Raw genomic sequence first — 15,934 nt, 5'->3', positions numbered from 1 at the left:
ATGATAAGACTCTTTCATATTTTGTTTGCCGCAGCATGTATAGGCAGTATGTTTGTATATTCCCACCAATTTACAGACGCATATATTGTGCCTAAATGGTGCTGCGTTTTGTTTGTGCTGTTATGGATGCTGGTGTATGCTGCATTTCTGGCATTGCAGCGTAAATCCATAGTGGCGGATATGGCGATATGGGGGAGTATTATAGTTTTCAGTTGTTGGTTGCAGGCTGTTTATGGAATATTGCAATACGTAGGTTTATTTTCTTCTCATGTAACTTTTCGTGTGACCGGTAGTTTTGATAATCCGGCAGGATTTGCAGCTTGCCTTTGTGCCGGATTGCCTTTTGTCGTTTTTTTGATCATACATAGAAATAAGTACATTCGATATGCCGGATGGATTGCAGGGGGAGTGATGGTGTTGGCGATATTTTTATCTCATTCGCGATCCGGTATGGTAAGTGTCATTGCGGTATGTGTCATGTATTTGTGTGGAAGATTCGTTCATGGGAGATTGTGGAGATATTTATTATCGGTATCTATGATAGGATTGTTAATAATCGGCTCCTATTGGTTGAAAAAAGATTCGGCAGATGGTCGGTTGTTGATTTGGCGGTGTGGCTTGGAAATGGTGAAAGATGCTCCTTGGACGGGGCATGGCATCGGAAGTTTCGAGGCTAAATATATGGACTATCAGGCGGACTACTTCAAAGAATATGGTTCGCAAAATCGCTATGCAATGTTAGCGGATAATGTAAAGCAGCCTTTTAATGAATATTTGGGAGTTCTGATTAATTTCGGTATTGTCGGATTGGCTTTGCTTTTGGGTATTGTGGGGGCGCTTGTGTATTGTTATAGGCAAAATCCTACACAGGAAAAGAAAATAGCTCTTTATGCTTTGCTATCAATAGGCGTATTCTCTTTCTTTTCCTATCCGTTTACGTATCCTTTCACGTGGATGGTGACATCTCTTGCCGTTCTCATGTTGACTGCTGATTATTTGAAGCGGATAAAGATAGGTACATGGGGCAGGAATATAATGTATTCCGCAGTGTTGATGGGCTTCTTTTTGGGACAGGTTAGGCTGGGCGCACGTACACAGTCGGAACGCAGTTGGCAGGAGGCTTCAGTGTTAGCTCTTTGTCATTCGTATGATGAGGCTCTTCCGTACTATGTAAGTCTGAAACACCGATTCGAAGATAATCCTTATTTCTTGTATAATTATGCTGCTGTTTTCACGGAAGCCAAAGAATACGAGAAGGCTTTGAAGGTAGCATTGGAGTGTCGCAAGTATTGGGCAGATTATGATCTTGAATTATTATTGGGTGATATCTATAGAGAAAAAAAGGATTATAAACAGGCTGAAGAATACTATATGAGTGCTTCGTATATGTGCCCTAGTCGTTTTTTGCCTCTTTATCAATTGTATGAACTGTATAAATGCATAGGTAACACAGAGAAGGCTTCGGAATTGGCAAAGATACTTTTGGAAAAGCCTGCAAAAGTAAATTCGGCGTTGATAAAGAGAATACGATATATGGTGAAAAAAGATGGTTTAATTAATAGTGTACGAAGATGAAAAAGAATTATAAGATCATACTTCTTTTCTGCTTATTGCTAGGCGGAATGCTCTCTGATGCTTCTGCAAAGAGAAAAAACTCCTTCGTAAGAAAGGATGAAATATTTTCTTATTATTCGAAGTTTGTTTCCGAGGTTTGGGACATCTCGTGGAAGAAACCGAAAGGCTTTACGGATTTGATGAAGAGCGAGACGTGGGCGTTCGGCAAGAAAGACCCTTATTCTTTATTTTATCGGCTGACCGTTGAGTCAGTCGATAAGGATTGTCTCATCATGTATCCCGAACTGAAGATGGTGACGCCTTTCCCTGATATTGCATGGACGGAAAAATGTGGAAAACCGGAATTTCTGAGAAATTATGTTATGATGGAGGTCGGTGATTCTTTGATTGAAGAACGACTGACGGTGTTTTCCGGAACTGAGGCTCCGATGAATGCAGATACGGTGTTCGTGTTCCGCACTGCATTGAAGAACGTTTATAAAGGATATTCATATTGTACAAGCATCTATGCCTACAAGGAAGGTCGACCGCCTATGATATTCCGTTGCTTCTTTACAGAAAAGGGAAAGGCAAAAGAAAAGCGATATCTTTCAAAGTTCTGCAAGTCGGTCAACTACGGAAACAACAAGGAATGGAAAATGGATGCTGATAAAATGCGTGAGGCTTCTTCCCGGATATTCTATTCGTTTACGAACGCAGAGCGGAAGGGGCTTTTTAGTGAGTATCAGGTGGAGTGTGAACGAGACTTTCATATAAAATTGAGTATGCCGGCAGGATTTGAGACTATTGATAAAATGGTCTCATTCAGAGTAAATGAAGGAAGAAACATTGGTGTATTTTATAGTTTGTTGTTGGAATCAAGAGATAAGGACTGCCTGATGCTATATCCGCTTTTTATTGAAAATCAATCTCATGGCATTGCTAAAAATATGACTTATGGTGAAGTAAAGGCTGCATTGAATTTAGCACCGGAAGAGAATGAATGTATGAGAATGAATTTGGTGAATGGCAAGTTTACGCTTGGTAAGAGTAAAGTACCCGACCGTTCAAAGGAAACGGTACAGTTCGACACTGCCCGCTATATGAGAGTGATCGCAGAGGAGAATATGGAGAATTATTGCAATGCCGATACGGTATATGTGTATGAAGTTCCGTTATTGAAACCTTATAAAGGAGTTTATACGAAGTGTATCGGGATAAATATGGTGAAAGAGGGGCATCCGTATGGAATGGCAAAAATCCTTCTGATGGAAGGAGACAATGCGAAAGATAAATACATGAAACAGTTTCTCGAAAGTATACGTTACAGTGATAGTATATTGGGAGAAAATAGTGAAAAAGCTTGCAAAGATAAATTCAATGTTAATCAAGCGGATAAAATATCAACTCAAAAAGGAGTGTGAACCTTTAATATTATGAATATAGTATGTAATTATGCGGCATTCATAATGTTTTTCCTTAATGTATACCTTTATATTTGGAATCCTTTGGGGAAACATTATGATTTAATTAAAATAGTGTTTGGTTGGGTAATTGCTTTGTTTGTATTTAATTATTTGTTTCGGCATAGCAAAATAGAAAGGATAGGATATGTTATATCTATAACGCTTCTTGCCTTAGCTTATTTTGTGATTCCAACATAGGCTCTGTTTGGTTATAATAGTTCTCCTTATGGTTCGTTTAAGGTGCTTTAGTTACTATATGTCGAGATATTTTCTATCAAGAATGAGAAGAATTGAGCAGATATGTATCTCTCTGTATCCATAGCAGTCGTTATTAACTGCAAAACTGTAAATTGAAAGTTAGTTAGGACTAAGTGCCTGACAATATATTATTTGTAATAAAAAACAATTATGAGAAAGTATATCCTTTATTTGTTAGCTATCCTGTTGGCAGCCTGTTCGAAAAGTGTTCCTTATTCTGACGAAACTATTAAAAACGACTTGCGTGTACCTGCTTATCCGCTACTGATGCTCCACCCACATCTGCGTTTATGGTCGACAACAGATCAGCTGACAGAGAAGAATATGATTTTTACTAATGGGAAAAATCTTCCTTTTGTCGGTTTCCTGCGGGTGGACGGAACGATGTATCGCTTTATGGGTAGACGTGAACTACCTATGCAAGCCATTGCAACAATGGCATACGATTATGAAAGCTGGGAAGGAAAGTACACCTCTCTTAGACCGGATGAAGGCTGGGAGCAACCGGATTTTAATGATCAATATTGGCAGGTAAATGAAGGTGCATTCGGTACACGCGACAGACGTGAAACGAGAACGCAGTGGCTTTCAACTGATATATGGGTGCGGAGGGAAATCGTGGATATTGATCCATATTTGCTTGAGAACAAGAAGATTTATTTGCGTTATTCGTATGATGACATAGTTCAATTATATATTAACGGAAAACTAGTCGTAAGTGCGGACCGCGCAGCGGCAAATTTAAAAGTCGAGTTGCCGGATTCTATCTTGAATACAATGAAGGAAGGGAAAGCCCTTATTGCAGCTCATTGTGAGAATAAAAAAGGTAGTGCATTGATTGATTTCGGCTTATTTGCAGAGGAGCCGGGAATATTGGTAGAAGGCATAGCTCCTGTTTCTAATGAGAAGGAATGGATTGGGAAATATACAACAGAACAACCGGAAGAGGGTTGGGAAATGGCTGCTTTCAATGATAGCGCATGGGCACAAGGAAGCGCTGCTTTTGGCACGGAAGGCGGACCGAGTGTTGGTACTCCCTGGAATACCAATAGGCTATGGATTAGAAGGGAAGTCTCATTCGATCCTTCCTTAGTGAAAAACAGACAACTTTTTGTGCGTTATTCGTATAATGACGGTATGCAACTGCTTATTAATGGAAAGGAGCTTGTTCGTACGGGAACGAAGGCACGCAACGATGTGAAAGTGCAGATCCCGGATTCTATCTTAGAAACAATGAAAGATGGAAAAGCCTTGTTTGCGGCCCGTTGTGTGAATTGGGGAGGTACTTCCTTTGCAGATTTCGGGTTGTATGGTGAGCTGAAAGAAGCCGGGCAAAAATCAGTGGATGTGCAGGCTACCCAAACACATTATATTTTTGATTGTGGAGATGTGGAATTGAAACTGACATTTACGGCTCCTTATTTATTGGATGATTTGGAACTGTTAAGTCGTCCGGTTAATTATATTTCTTATCAGGCTAAGGCTTTGGATGGTAAGGAGCATGATGTCGCTATTTATTTTGAAATGGATCCTCATAAAGCCTTTCGTGCCGGACAGTCTACGGAGATGTATGAAAAAGACGGTTGGGTGATGATGAAGACCGGTCGGGAGAATCAGAAGTTATGGGTGGATAAGCTGAAGGATGCTCCGGCCTGGGGATATTTCTATTTAGGAGCGAAAGAGAATGTTACTTGTGCACAAGGGGACGCGGCAGAGATGCGGGCGCATTTTATGAAAGAAGGTGATTTGAAAGAAATGCGTCGGTCGAATGAAAAACGTTATGCGGCGATAGCACAGAAGCTGGAAATGAATAGTGAGTTTCCTCAACATCTGATTGCGGCTTTCGATGGATTGTATACAATGGCTTATTTCGGTGAGGACCTACGACCTTATTGGAATAAGGACGGAGATAAAACGATAGAAGGGTTATATGAAGACGCGGAAAAAGTATATAAAGAAACAATGGCAAGGTGCTATGCTTTTGACAGGCAATTGATGGAAAATGCTTGCCGTGTCGGTGGTAAAGAGTACGCAGAACTGTGTGCTTCGGCATATCGTCAGGCCGTTTCGTCTTTCCAGATGTCTAAGAATTCGAGTGATGAGTTGCTCTATTTTACCACGTTGGTGGGTTCGCTGGATATTTATTATGCTGCTTCACCGCTATTTCTTTGTTACAATCCCAATCTGCTGAAAGCAATGTTGAATCCTTTCTTTTATTATAGTGAGAGTGGTAAATGGAATAAGCCTTTCCCGGCTCATGATTTGGGCGGTTATCCGTTTGTAAACGGACAAGCGAAAGGGGGAGATTTACCAGTTGAACATGCCGGAAATATGCTGATTATGGTGGCTGCTATGGCTAAAGCGGAAAAAGATGCATCTTACGCAAAGGCTCATTGGGAGACTCTCTCCAAATGGGCGGGTTATTTGATGGAGAACGGGGTTGATACCGATAAACAGATTGATACTGACAGCTTTGCTGGCCGCTACTCTCATAATGCTAATTTGTCTGCCAAAGGAATTTTAGGTATTGCATCGTATGCTCTTCTGGCAAAAATGCTAGGTAAACAGGAAGATGCTGAAAAATATTTGGCAGCAGCAAAAAGAATGGCCGAGGAATGGGAGAAGCAGGCTTCTGACGGGGACCATTATCGTTTGGCTTTTGACCAGCCGGATAGCTGGGGGCAAAAGTATAACTTGATTTGGGATAAACTCCTTGACCTTCATGTTTTTCCGGATAGAGTAGTAGAATTGGAAACTGCTTTTTATAGGACTAAATTGAATACTTACGGTTGTCCGTTGCATAGTAAAACTGATTATGCGAAAGCTGATTGGACTGTATGGACGGCTGCATTGCAAAATGACCGGCTTATGTTTCGTGAGTTTATTCTTCCGCTTTACAATTATATGAATGAAAACAAATGGCGTGTACCAATGGCGGACACTTATAATGTTGTGAATCAGAAAACAAGAGTTACATCATGGGGAAGACCGGTAACAGGGGCCTATTTCATAAAGTTATTAGAGTAAAATGTAGGTTGGCTCTATTGTAAGTATAGAGTATTGGATAATTGTTTGAGACATTTTTAATAACTAGTTATTAATTGGCACTTTTATTTTAACATCGAAATTGATAAAGGAAGGGGGTTGTTAGCAAAAATAAAAATGATATTTAAGATTATAGTGGTTCTGTTGCCGTCGAAGTGATAGATGCGACTAAAAGTAGTTTTAATAATTTAATACCTAATTGAATATGAATAGTACTATATTAAAGAACGGAGTAACAATATTTAATATATTTATGGCTTCCACTTTTATTTTCTGGACGATTGGATGTCAGTCTGATGATGAATTGGAATCTGTAAACAATAGTTCCGTGGTGGCATGCACTTCAGAACTAGAAGATTTTATTATTGCTGCAACTGATTTACAGCAATCATTAATAGTTTTTGAAAAAGAACTTATAAAAGTGAATTTTGCAGATCTTGAAACTGAGATCAATGCGGATGGAAATAAGGTTACACATTTACCGGCTATTATTCGTTCGCTTAATATTGAGCAAAAAATATTGTTAATGAATCAGAAAAAGGATGCATTACGCAATAAATACCCACAGTTTGCTTCCATGGATTTCAATGAGATTGCTAAGAATATTGATTATTGTATTGATAACTCAATGAGGATTAGTGAGTTTTTTGATGATAAAAATATCAATATCCATTTGCAAACTACTAGATCATTTTTTAATGAATCATATAACAATATGAATGAATTAGTAGGGCATTTGTATAATTGGGCACTTTCATCCGATTATGTAGAGGTTCATATTCTTACATTTAGTGATGGTACATATACAGTAGTTGAAACTAGTGGAAATACTGCAAATAGTGCTAGCTTATATGGGCTAATGCTTGATACTACCAATAAAAAGTATTATTATAATGGAAATCAAGTTGTAGCTATTGCTCATACGCATCGTAATAGTTCTAATCCAAGTCAAACTGACCTTGATAATAGACTTCCTTATTGTGAAAATGCAATATATTATAATGGATCTTTTAATTCTTTTTAAAAGATAGATTCCTATGAATAAAAGTTTCATTGTATTTGTGTTAATAATGTTTCTTAATGAGAATATATTTTCTCAAGAAGCAGAGCATATAAATGGTGGATCTTTCTCTAAAAAGATTGAATATAACATAATTGTTGCAGGGAATGATCATTGCTATAATCTTGAAGGTAAATCAATATTAGACAGAATATTCTTCGGAATAACTAATTCACCTGTTGAGTTTGTTATCAAAAGCTCTTTTGATGGGGCTTCTGCTTTTCGTATTGTAGATAATTCTTCCGATAGTTCATCTTTGATAGAAATAATGTATTTGCCCGATAGTGAGAAATTGTTTGAGATGGAGCGAATATTATCTGCGCAAGTCAATCGAATACTTATTCCGGGGGAGTTACTGAATTCAACTTCATTAACTATTAGTGACATGGAAAAAATCAAGAAACATAATGATGTAGCTGAACTTTCATTGTATCGTGATGATTTGTATAAACCTTATCGTCCGCAATCTATATCATTCAAGATAAGCACTGATTTATCCCAAAAACTATATAGTAAAATGGTGATGTTGATTAATAATTTTAGGGCCGAAGGTATCCCTCCAATAATTTCTGATGGGCATGCAGTTACATTTCGTTGTGTGGTTAAGGATGAATTATGGACACTGAATATTAGGATCCCTCAGAATAAGGCTCTGCTTTTGTCGGAAATATGCGAGCAAATATTGGTTGACGTAAAAGCAAATGAGTTTAATGAAAGTAAGTATTTTAAATCTCTTGATCAATTAGATTTTTGAATTAATTCCTAGAATGAATATCTCCTGCTTGAAAGAAATACTCAAGTAGGGGATATTCATTATAACTTAAATGAAATCATCAGTTACTATATCATCTATGTGGAGCATGCTACAAAAACATTCTGTTTTAATAATAATGTTAATTGTAATGTTTGGGACTACATTTTGCAATTTCAGTGAGTTTATTGATTATGAATTGAAATCCAAATGGTATTGTCTATATTTGATGATATCCATATTTATACCGTTGTTTTTATTGGCTAGCTATAAAAATAAGATGGCACAACAGATTTGTGTATCTAAATCTTTATTGACGCTATTACTTTTATATTTTTTTATAAGGATTGTTTTTGGACAACTTTCTCTATCAAATGTTGCATTCTGTTTATTATTCATTCTTTTATATTATTTACTTGCTAGTATACAGGTTGGTTGGTCGTTTGTTTACATATCAAGTTCAGTTATTGTAGTTTCTTTGTTTATGTCTTTGTATGGTATAGCTCAATATATCGGTTTGATATCTTCTAGACATCTCTTCATGGTAGTCGGAAGCTTCGATAATCCAGCTGGTTATGCATCTATGTTGTCTATGAGTATTCCATTTGTATGTTATTATATTTATTCTGATAAATGTAATAAAAAAACTCCCCTATGGTTTATTTATTTTGTGATTGTTTTAGCGATTACTTTGTCTGCCTCTAGAACTGGAATATTAATATCAATTATTATAAGTGTTACATATATTATCAAAAGATATAAAATAAATTTTTCTAATGTCACTTTGTGGCTTAAATTTATAATGATGTTGTTGGTAATTGCAATTATATTAGGGTTCTATATATTTAAGAAAGATTCCACAAAAGGCCGTGTAATTATATGGAGATGTACATGGGAAATGATAAAAGAAAAACCTTGGTTTGGGCATGGATATAAAAGTTTTGAAGCAAAATACATGTTATATCAGGCTGATTATTTTGAACAAAATAAAAAAAGCGACTATATCTTATTGTCTGACAATGTAAAACATCCATTTAATGAGTTTATCCTCTTAATTGTAGAGTTTGGTTTCTTTGCTTTTTTTCTGTTCTTGTTGTTTGTGATACAATTAATATTGTTGTACCGAAAAAGGCAAACAGACGAATCGTTTTCTTTGATGTTGTCATTATTGGCTATTGCTATTTTTTCCTTTTTCTCTTACCCTTTTCAGTATCCACATACATGGCTCATATTTTTTATGTGTGTACAATTAATATTATTTGATAATAGAGAAAAACAATGTAAGATATATTGGCCATCAAAATTTATAGTTGTGTTTTCATCTATTTTATTATTTAGTATAACTGTTAAAGAGATGTATTTTGAGAACAAATGGTATTTAATAGAGCATAAAAGAAAATTTGGAAATATTCAGGAAGTTATAGCTACATATGAAACTCTCTATCCTCATTTGAAAAAAAATGCTTATTTCTTATATAATTATGCTGCGAAGCTTAATTATTTCGATTATTATGAAAGAAGTTGTTTCTTAGTTGACAAATGTAGGAATTATTTTAATGATTATGATGTTCAAATGCTTATTGCTGATAATTTATTCCATTTGGAGGAATGGAATAAAGCTAAGAATCATTATAGTAAGGCTTTTTATATGTGTCCCAATCGATTTGTCCCTTTAAACCAGTTACATAAAATAGCTATATTAGAGAATGATAGTAATATGGCACGAAAAATAGCTTGTTTAATCATTGATAAACCAACAAAAGTACCATCTGCTACAGTTTATAAAATAAAACAAAAAATGCAACAATATTTAGAAACTGATATAAACTGTATTGTTAAATAGACATCTTTAGTATATCGGATGCTTACGAATACTTACGGTTGTCCGTTACATAGTAAAACTGATTATGCGAAAGCTGATTGGACTGTATGGACGGCTGCATTGCAAAATGACCGACTTATGTTTCGTGAGTTTCTTCTTCCGCTTTACAATTATATGAATGAAAACAAATGGCGTGTACCAATGGCAGACACTTATAATGTTGTAAATCAGAAAACAAGAGTCACATCGTGGGGAAGACCGGTAACGGGTGCCTATTTCATAAAATTATTAGAGGCGGTTTTGGATGAAAAAGGTAATAATATCGTTTCAAAAGATGAAATGAATTGTTCAAAGTAGCCTTGATAAAATAGGTGCTTGAATGTTATAATTATAGATGAATAGGGGATATTTCGTTTGTCTGTATCTTACAGAGAGCGTGAATGGTAACCTTATGGATTGTAATATACTATTGAATGATGTTGATTTAATGTATATCTTTGTATAGCAATACAAGATGAAACATGGAATCAATATAAATCCCATAAATAAAATCAGATAATTATGAAAAACATTTTCCTTCCCAAAGTAACGATGTGTATAATTGCACTGCTTGCTTTAATTTTACCAGTTTCTGCACAAAATACAAATGTGACAGATGAGTACAAAGAAACGTTGAAGAAAATCATGGATTTTTCTGGTACTTCGACTACTACGGATGACTTTTTCCAGAAATTATCATCTATAATGAAATTAAATGCGCCGAAAAAGGATGAGGCTTATTGGAATGAGTTCTCTAAAAATTGGAAAGAGAAAGTAGAAAATAAGGTGTTTGAAATGTATATGCCTGTTTATGAAAAGCATTTAACATTGGCAGAATTAAAAGCTGTTGCTGCATTTTATGAATCTCCCGTAGGTAAGAAATATAAAGAGGCTTCATTGATGGTTATGCGTGAGACAATGCCGCTGCTAGTGGAGCAACTCCAGACAGAGATGTCCAAAGAGATAATGCCGGAGAAAAGTGAACGAGTAAAAAGAGGTGAACAGCGGTTGAAAGAATATGAGCAAAAGCAGAAGCGTGATAAAGAATTATATGCACAAGCCTATATGCTTCCAAGCGATAGTATAGTGATAGTTCCTGAAGAAGTGTATGAGAAAGCGTATGAGAATGGGAGGTCTACAAGGCCTTCTTTATATTCGATTGAAAGGAGAAAGAATGATACTAAAGTGACATTCATACAACCTATTTATTGGAATTGGCAATGGTTGTATTATAGTCCGGGGTTTAAGATTGTTGATAAGAAAAGTGGCGATGAATATAATGTGAGAGGATATGATGGTGGAGCTCCGATGGGTAGGCTGTTGGCTGTCAAAGGATTTAATCATAAATATATTTATATCAGTCTTTTATTCCCGAAACTGAAGAAGAGTGTGAAAGAAATAGATATTCTTGAGTTGCTACACAAAAAAGATAAAGAACAGTTGCCTTCTAATGATGATGGAAAGTCTAAATCATATTTTAATATAAAGGTGAAAGATTATCAGACCATTTCCGATAAGAAAAATAAGAAGATCTATTATTAGTTTAAATGATTATCAGAATTTGAAATGATAATAGCAGGTATTGAACATGAGTGTTTACTGTTTTTGATATAAATTTATTCTATATGAGAAATCGAATTATGATTTTATGCACGTTTTGTGCTATTGCTATATTTTCTTCTGCCCAAGAGAAATTCTCTATCCAAGGAATTGCTAATGAGGAATTGAATAATCAATTGTTGTATTTATGTCTGATGGGAGATAGAGAGAAAGCCAAAGAAGTCGTTTTGGACAGTACAACAGTGGAAAAAGGTAAGTTCTCTTTTTCTGGTGTACATCAGATGCCGGATATTGCAATCATCAAGGATATGGATGGAGAAACCTATCCGTTGATTTTCGAAAAAGGAGAAATATCAGTAAATATTGCTGCGAATAAGAGAGGGGGAACGCCTTTAAATGATTCATTGAATATAGCTTTAAATCGTATGCAGCTAATAATGGATAATATGTTGAAAACATCGAATGATATTTATAAGTTAATGCTTGGGATGAAACCGGAAGTATTTTCGGATAAGATGAGGAATGATACTGTATTTAAAGCGGAATTTGATCGGAATAATAAATTATTTCTTGCACAAATGGATTCAGTATCACATTGTATAAAGGATTATAAGAATAGTATAGTGGGTGTATATCTTTTCTCCGTTGGAGGTATGATGATGCCTTTTGATGATATGAAGATTCTGATGAAAGAAGCTTCGCCTCTGTTTTCACAAAATAATTTGGTGAGAAATATTGTGGAAAAGAAGAACCAAGCAGAGCTCCGAATGAAGGCGGAACTTGAAAATAAAATGACTCCGGAACAGCGTGAAGAACAAAAGAAACGGCAGGAAATGGATGCCAAGATAAAGATTGGCGAACGTTTCCCGGATGCTAAAGTGAAAGACAATGCTGGCAATATGAAGCTCTTGTCTGATTATGTGGGTAAAGGAAAATATGTCTTGATTGACTTTTGGGCTTCATGGTGTGGACCTTGTCGGCATGAAATGCCCAATGTGAAAGCTGCTTATGAAAAATATGCTTCTAAGGGATTTGAGGTGATTAGCATATCCACAGATCGGAAACTGAAACCTTGGAGGGCTGCTGTTGAAGAACTTGGAATGAATTGGGTACAATTGTTGGATGTGGATGCTTCTGATATATATGGTATCTATGCTATACCCAGAACTTTTCTTGTAGATCCTACGGGAATTGTTATAGACAAAAATTTAAGGGGTGAAAAACTGGAGGAAGCTTTATCGAAGTTGTTTGAATAATCGTTGCTTTGTTTTTATTGTATGGGTGAATTGATAGTTGAGAACTATATAATAGGATAACCACTATCAATTCACCAATGACTTTTATTAAATCAGAAGTCCGTCCAATAGCTCTAAATAAAGTCCGATCGCTTCTTCTATTTCTTTTAACATGATATATTCTTCTGCCGTGTGTGAACGTGACGAACGTCCCGGACCAATTTTTACCGATGGGAAGGACATTAAGGCCTGGTCGGACAATGTTGGAGAACCAAAAGGAACGCGTCCTAACTTCATAGCTTTCTGTACAAATGGGTGCTTTTCGTCAATTCGTGAAGAATTGAGACGGAATGAACGGGCTTGGGGTTCACAGGAAATATGCTTTTTGATTTCAGCAAACAGTTCTTCATTTGAGTAAAGCTCGTTACTCCGGACATCGACGATGAAAGTACATTTGTCGGGAATCACATTGTGTTGTGTACCGGCATTGATGACAGTGACACTCATCTTTACGGGACCCAACAAGGGTGACTCTTTCTCAAAACGATAGTCACGGAACCAGGCAATATCATCTAATACTTTGTAAATAGCATTGTCTCCTTCATTACGCGCTGCGTGTCCCGCCTTACCTGTGGCAGTAACATCCAATACCATTAATCCCTTTTCGGCAATGGCGGGTTGCATCTCTGTCGGTTCGCCCACTATGGCAAATGAGACTGGAGGAAGTCCCGGCAATACGCTCTCAATTCCGTCTTTTCCAGAAACTTCTTCTTCACAAGAGGCCAGATAAATCAGATTATACTTCTGCGAAGTGCGACATAGTTGCAGGAACACCTGTAATAACGAAACAACGCTGGCACCGGCATCGTTACTTCCTAATCCATATAACTTACCGTTTTCTTCACGTGGAGTGAACGGATCTTTCCGCCAACCGTTAACAGGTTTCACTGTGTCTATGTGGGAGTTAAGTAAAATAGTAGGCTTCTTCAAATCAAACATAGGACTAAAGCACCACACATTATTTCCTTTACGTCCCGTCTGCATACCTGCCATTTCAATATAGTTTTGCAGGAAATCAGCAGCTTGGGTTTCTTCCCGGCTGATTGAAGGAATACTAATCAGTGATTTAAGCAGGCTTACAGCCTCTGTTGTCATATACGGAATATCATATTTCATAGTGCAAATCTTTTATCTATACCTTAATATTTGCACAAAGATAGTCGTTTTGAGCAATAGTTTCAAATAAAACTAATACCTTTGTACCATATTTACTAATACAAAGAGTATGACTTATCATCATTTATCTGTCCTGGTCCATCGTCAGGCCGAAAAATATGGCGACAAGGTAGCCTTAAAATACCGTGACTATGAGACAGCTCAATGGATTCCTATTTCATGGAAGCAGTTCTCCGGAACAGTACGGCAAGCAGCTAATGCTTTCGTGGCATTGGGAGTGGAAGAACAAGAGAATATCGGTATATTTTCACAGAATAAACCCGAATGGTTCTATGTAGACTTTGGTGCATTTGCCAACCGGGCGGTTACCATTCCGTTTTATGCAACGAGTTCACCTGCGCAGGCGCAATATATCATTAATGATGCGCAGATTCGTTTTCTTTTTGTCGGTGAGCAATACCAGTATGATGCCGCTTTCAGCATCTTTGGTTTCTGTTCTTCTTTGCAACAACTGATAATCTTTGACCGTTCGGTGGTAAAAGACCCTCGTGACGTATCATCTATCTATTTTGATGAATTTATGGCGACGGGAGAGGGATTGCCTCATAATGATACGGTAGAAGAGCGTACCGAACGGGCTTCTTATGATGACTTGGCAAACATTCTCTATACATCCGGCACAACGGGTGAACCGAAGGGCGTCATGCTTCATCATTCCTGTTATCTGGAACAGTTTCATACACATGATGACCGTTTGACGACGATGTCGGATAAGGATGTATCGATGAACTTCCTTCCATTAACACACGTGTTTGAGAAAGCATGGTGTTATCTCTGTATTCATAAAGGAGTGCAGATTTGTATCAATCTCCGTCCGGCAGATATACAAACAACCATTAAGGAAATTCGCCCGACACTGATGTGCAGTGTTCCCCGTTTTTGGGAGAAGGTGTATGCAGGGGTACAGGAAAAAATAAACGAAACAACCGGGTTGAAGAAGGCACTGATGCTGGATGCTATCCGGGTAGGTAGAATCCATAATCTGGATTATCTGCGTCTGGGAAAGACTCCTCCGGTGATGAATCAACTGAAATATAAGTTTTACGAGAAGACTATCTATTCTTTGCTGAAAAAAACAATCGGTATTGAGAATGGTAACTTTTTCCCGACTGCCGGTGCTGCTGTTCCCGATGAGATTAATGAATTCGTTCATTCGGTAGGAATCAATATGGTGGTAGGATATGGACTGACGGAATCTACGGCTACTGTATCTTGTACACTGCCGGTTGGCTATGATATCGGTTCGGTAGGTGTTGTACTGCCGGGGATTGAAGTGAAAATCGGTGAAGACAATGAAATCCTGCTTCGGGGTAAGACGATCACAAAAGGCTATTACAAAAAAGCGGAAGCCACAGCTGCCGCTATTGAGCCGGATGGCTGGTTCCATACAGGTGATGCCGGTTACTTTAAAAATGGACAGCTTTTCCTGACGGAACGTATTAAAGATTTATTCAAAACATCAAACGGCAAATACGTCGCTCCGCAAGCTTTGGAAACGAAGTTGGTCATTGACCGTTATATCGACCAGATTGCCATTATCGCCGATCAACGTAAGTTTGTCTCGGCTCTGATTGTTCCTGTATATGGATTTGTGAAAGAGTATGCCAAAGAAAAGGGTATTGAATATAAGGATATGACGGAACTGTTGCAGCATCCGAAGATTGTAGGATTGTTCCGTGCGCGGATCGATACACTTCAGCAACAATTTGCGCACTATGAACAAATCAAACGTTTCACTTTACTGCCTGAGCCATTCAGCATGGAACGTGGAGAATTGACTAATACACTGAAACTGAAACGGGCGGTGGTTGCCAAGAATTATAGTGAGCAGATAGAGAAGATGTACGAAGAAAGTGAGAAATAGGCGATAAGCGGTTTATCGTTAAAAATGAAACGATAAACCGTAAA

The 15,934-nt window shown here is 37.3% G+C and carries 11 protein-coding genes; 10 read left to right on the top strand and 1 reads right to left on the bottom strand.

The genetic code is table 11. The features are described from left to right. The 9 genes from KSX81_RS09775 (at position 1) to KSX81_RS09735 (ending at position 12,811) form a co-directional block, all read left to right on the top strand. A complete protein-coding gene (locus tag KSX81_RS09775; protein WP_004322356.1) occupies positions 1 to 1,575 on the top strand; it encodes an O-antigen ligase family protein in 1,575 nt (524 codons plus the stop codon). Continuing rightward, positions 1,572 to 2,978: a hypothetical protein gene (locus KSX81_RS09770; protein WP_004322355.1), complete on the top strand. Its 1,407-nt coding sequence runs from the start codon at positions 1,572 to 1,574 to the stop codon at positions 2,976 to 2,978. Before KSX81_RS09775 ends, KSX81_RS09770 begins: the two co-directional genes overlap by 4 nt. Positions 2,979 to 3,428: 450 nt before the next feature. Next, positions 3,429 to 6,305 carry a glutaminase family protein gene (locus KSX81_RS09765; RefSeq protein WP_004322351.1) on the top strand — a complete coding sequence of 959 codons (2,877 nt, stop codon included), beginning with the start codon at positions 3,429 to 3,431 and terminating at the stop codon, positions 6,303 to 6,305. A gap of 223 nt (positions 6,306 to 6,528) precedes the next feature. Beyond that, entirely contained in the window at positions 6,529 to 7,347 is an 819-nt protein-coding gene (locus KSX81_RS09760; RefSeq protein WP_004322349.1) for a hypothetical protein, read from the top strand. 13 nt (positions 7,348 to 7,360) lie between these two features. Next, positions 7,361 to 8,137 carry a hypothetical protein gene (locus KSX81_RS09755; RefSeq protein WP_004322347.1) on the top strand — a complete coding sequence of 259 codons (777 nt, stop codon included), beginning with the start codon at positions 7,361 to 7,363 and terminating at the stop codon, positions 8,135 to 8,137. 277 nt (positions 8,138 to 8,414) lie between these two features. Further along, complete coding sequence (locus tag KSX81_RS09750) at positions 8,415 to 9,977, top strand: O-antigen ligase family protein (protein WP_217731684.1); 1,563 nt, start codon at positions 8,415 to 8,417, stop codon at positions 9,975 to 9,977. 18 nt (positions 9,978 to 9,995) lie between these two features. Then, a complete protein-coding gene (locus KSX81_RS09745; RefSeq protein WP_004322343.1) occupies positions 9,996 to 10,313 on the top strand; it encodes a glutaminase domain-containing protein in 318 nt (105 codons plus the stop codon). Positions 10,314 to 10,517: 204 nt separating this feature from the next. Continuing rightward, positions 10,518 to 11,537: a DUF2059 domain-containing protein gene (locus KSX81_RS09740; RefSeq protein WP_004322340.1), complete on the top strand. Its 1,020-nt coding sequence runs from the start codon at positions 10,518 to 10,520 to the stop codon at positions 11,535 to 11,537. An 83-nt stretch (positions 11,538 to 11,620) separates the two neighbouring features. Beyond that, positions 11,621 to 12,811, top strand: a complete 1,191-nt coding sequence (locus KSX81_RS09735; protein WP_004322338.1) for a TlpA disulfide reductase family protein — start codon at positions 11,621 to 11,623, stop codon at positions 12,809 to 12,811. Between the two features lie 87 nt (positions 12,812 to 12,898). Here the strand turns inward: KSX81_RS09735 and KSX81_RS09730 are convergent, their stop codons facing one another. Beyond that, entirely contained in the window at positions 12,899 to 13,966 is a 1,068-nt protein-coding gene (locus KSX81_RS09730) for a M20 family metallo-hydrolase (RefSeq protein ID WP_004322336.1), read from the bottom strand. A gap of 109 nt (positions 13,967 to 14,075) precedes the next feature. On the opposite strand from KSX81_RS09730, the gene KSX81_RS09725 reads away from it, so the two are divergent. Beyond that, positions 14,076 to 15,890 carry an AMP-dependent synthetase/ligase gene (locus KSX81_RS09725; protein ID WP_004305211.1) on the top strand — a complete coding sequence of 605 codons (1,815 nt, stop codon included), beginning with the start codon at positions 14,076 to 14,078 and terminating at the stop codon, positions 15,888 to 15,890. Positions 15,891 to 15,934 lie beyond the last annotated feature (44 nt).

It is taken from the genome of Bacteroides sp. MSK.18.37 (assembly GCF_019129155.2).
Classification (GTDB): domain Bacteria; phylum Bacteroidota; class Bacteroidia; order Bacteroidales; family Bacteroidaceae; genus Bacteroides; species Bacteroides ovatus.
Note: the sequence above shows the minus strand (reverse complement) of the source record. Positions and strands in the feature narration are given on the sequence as shown.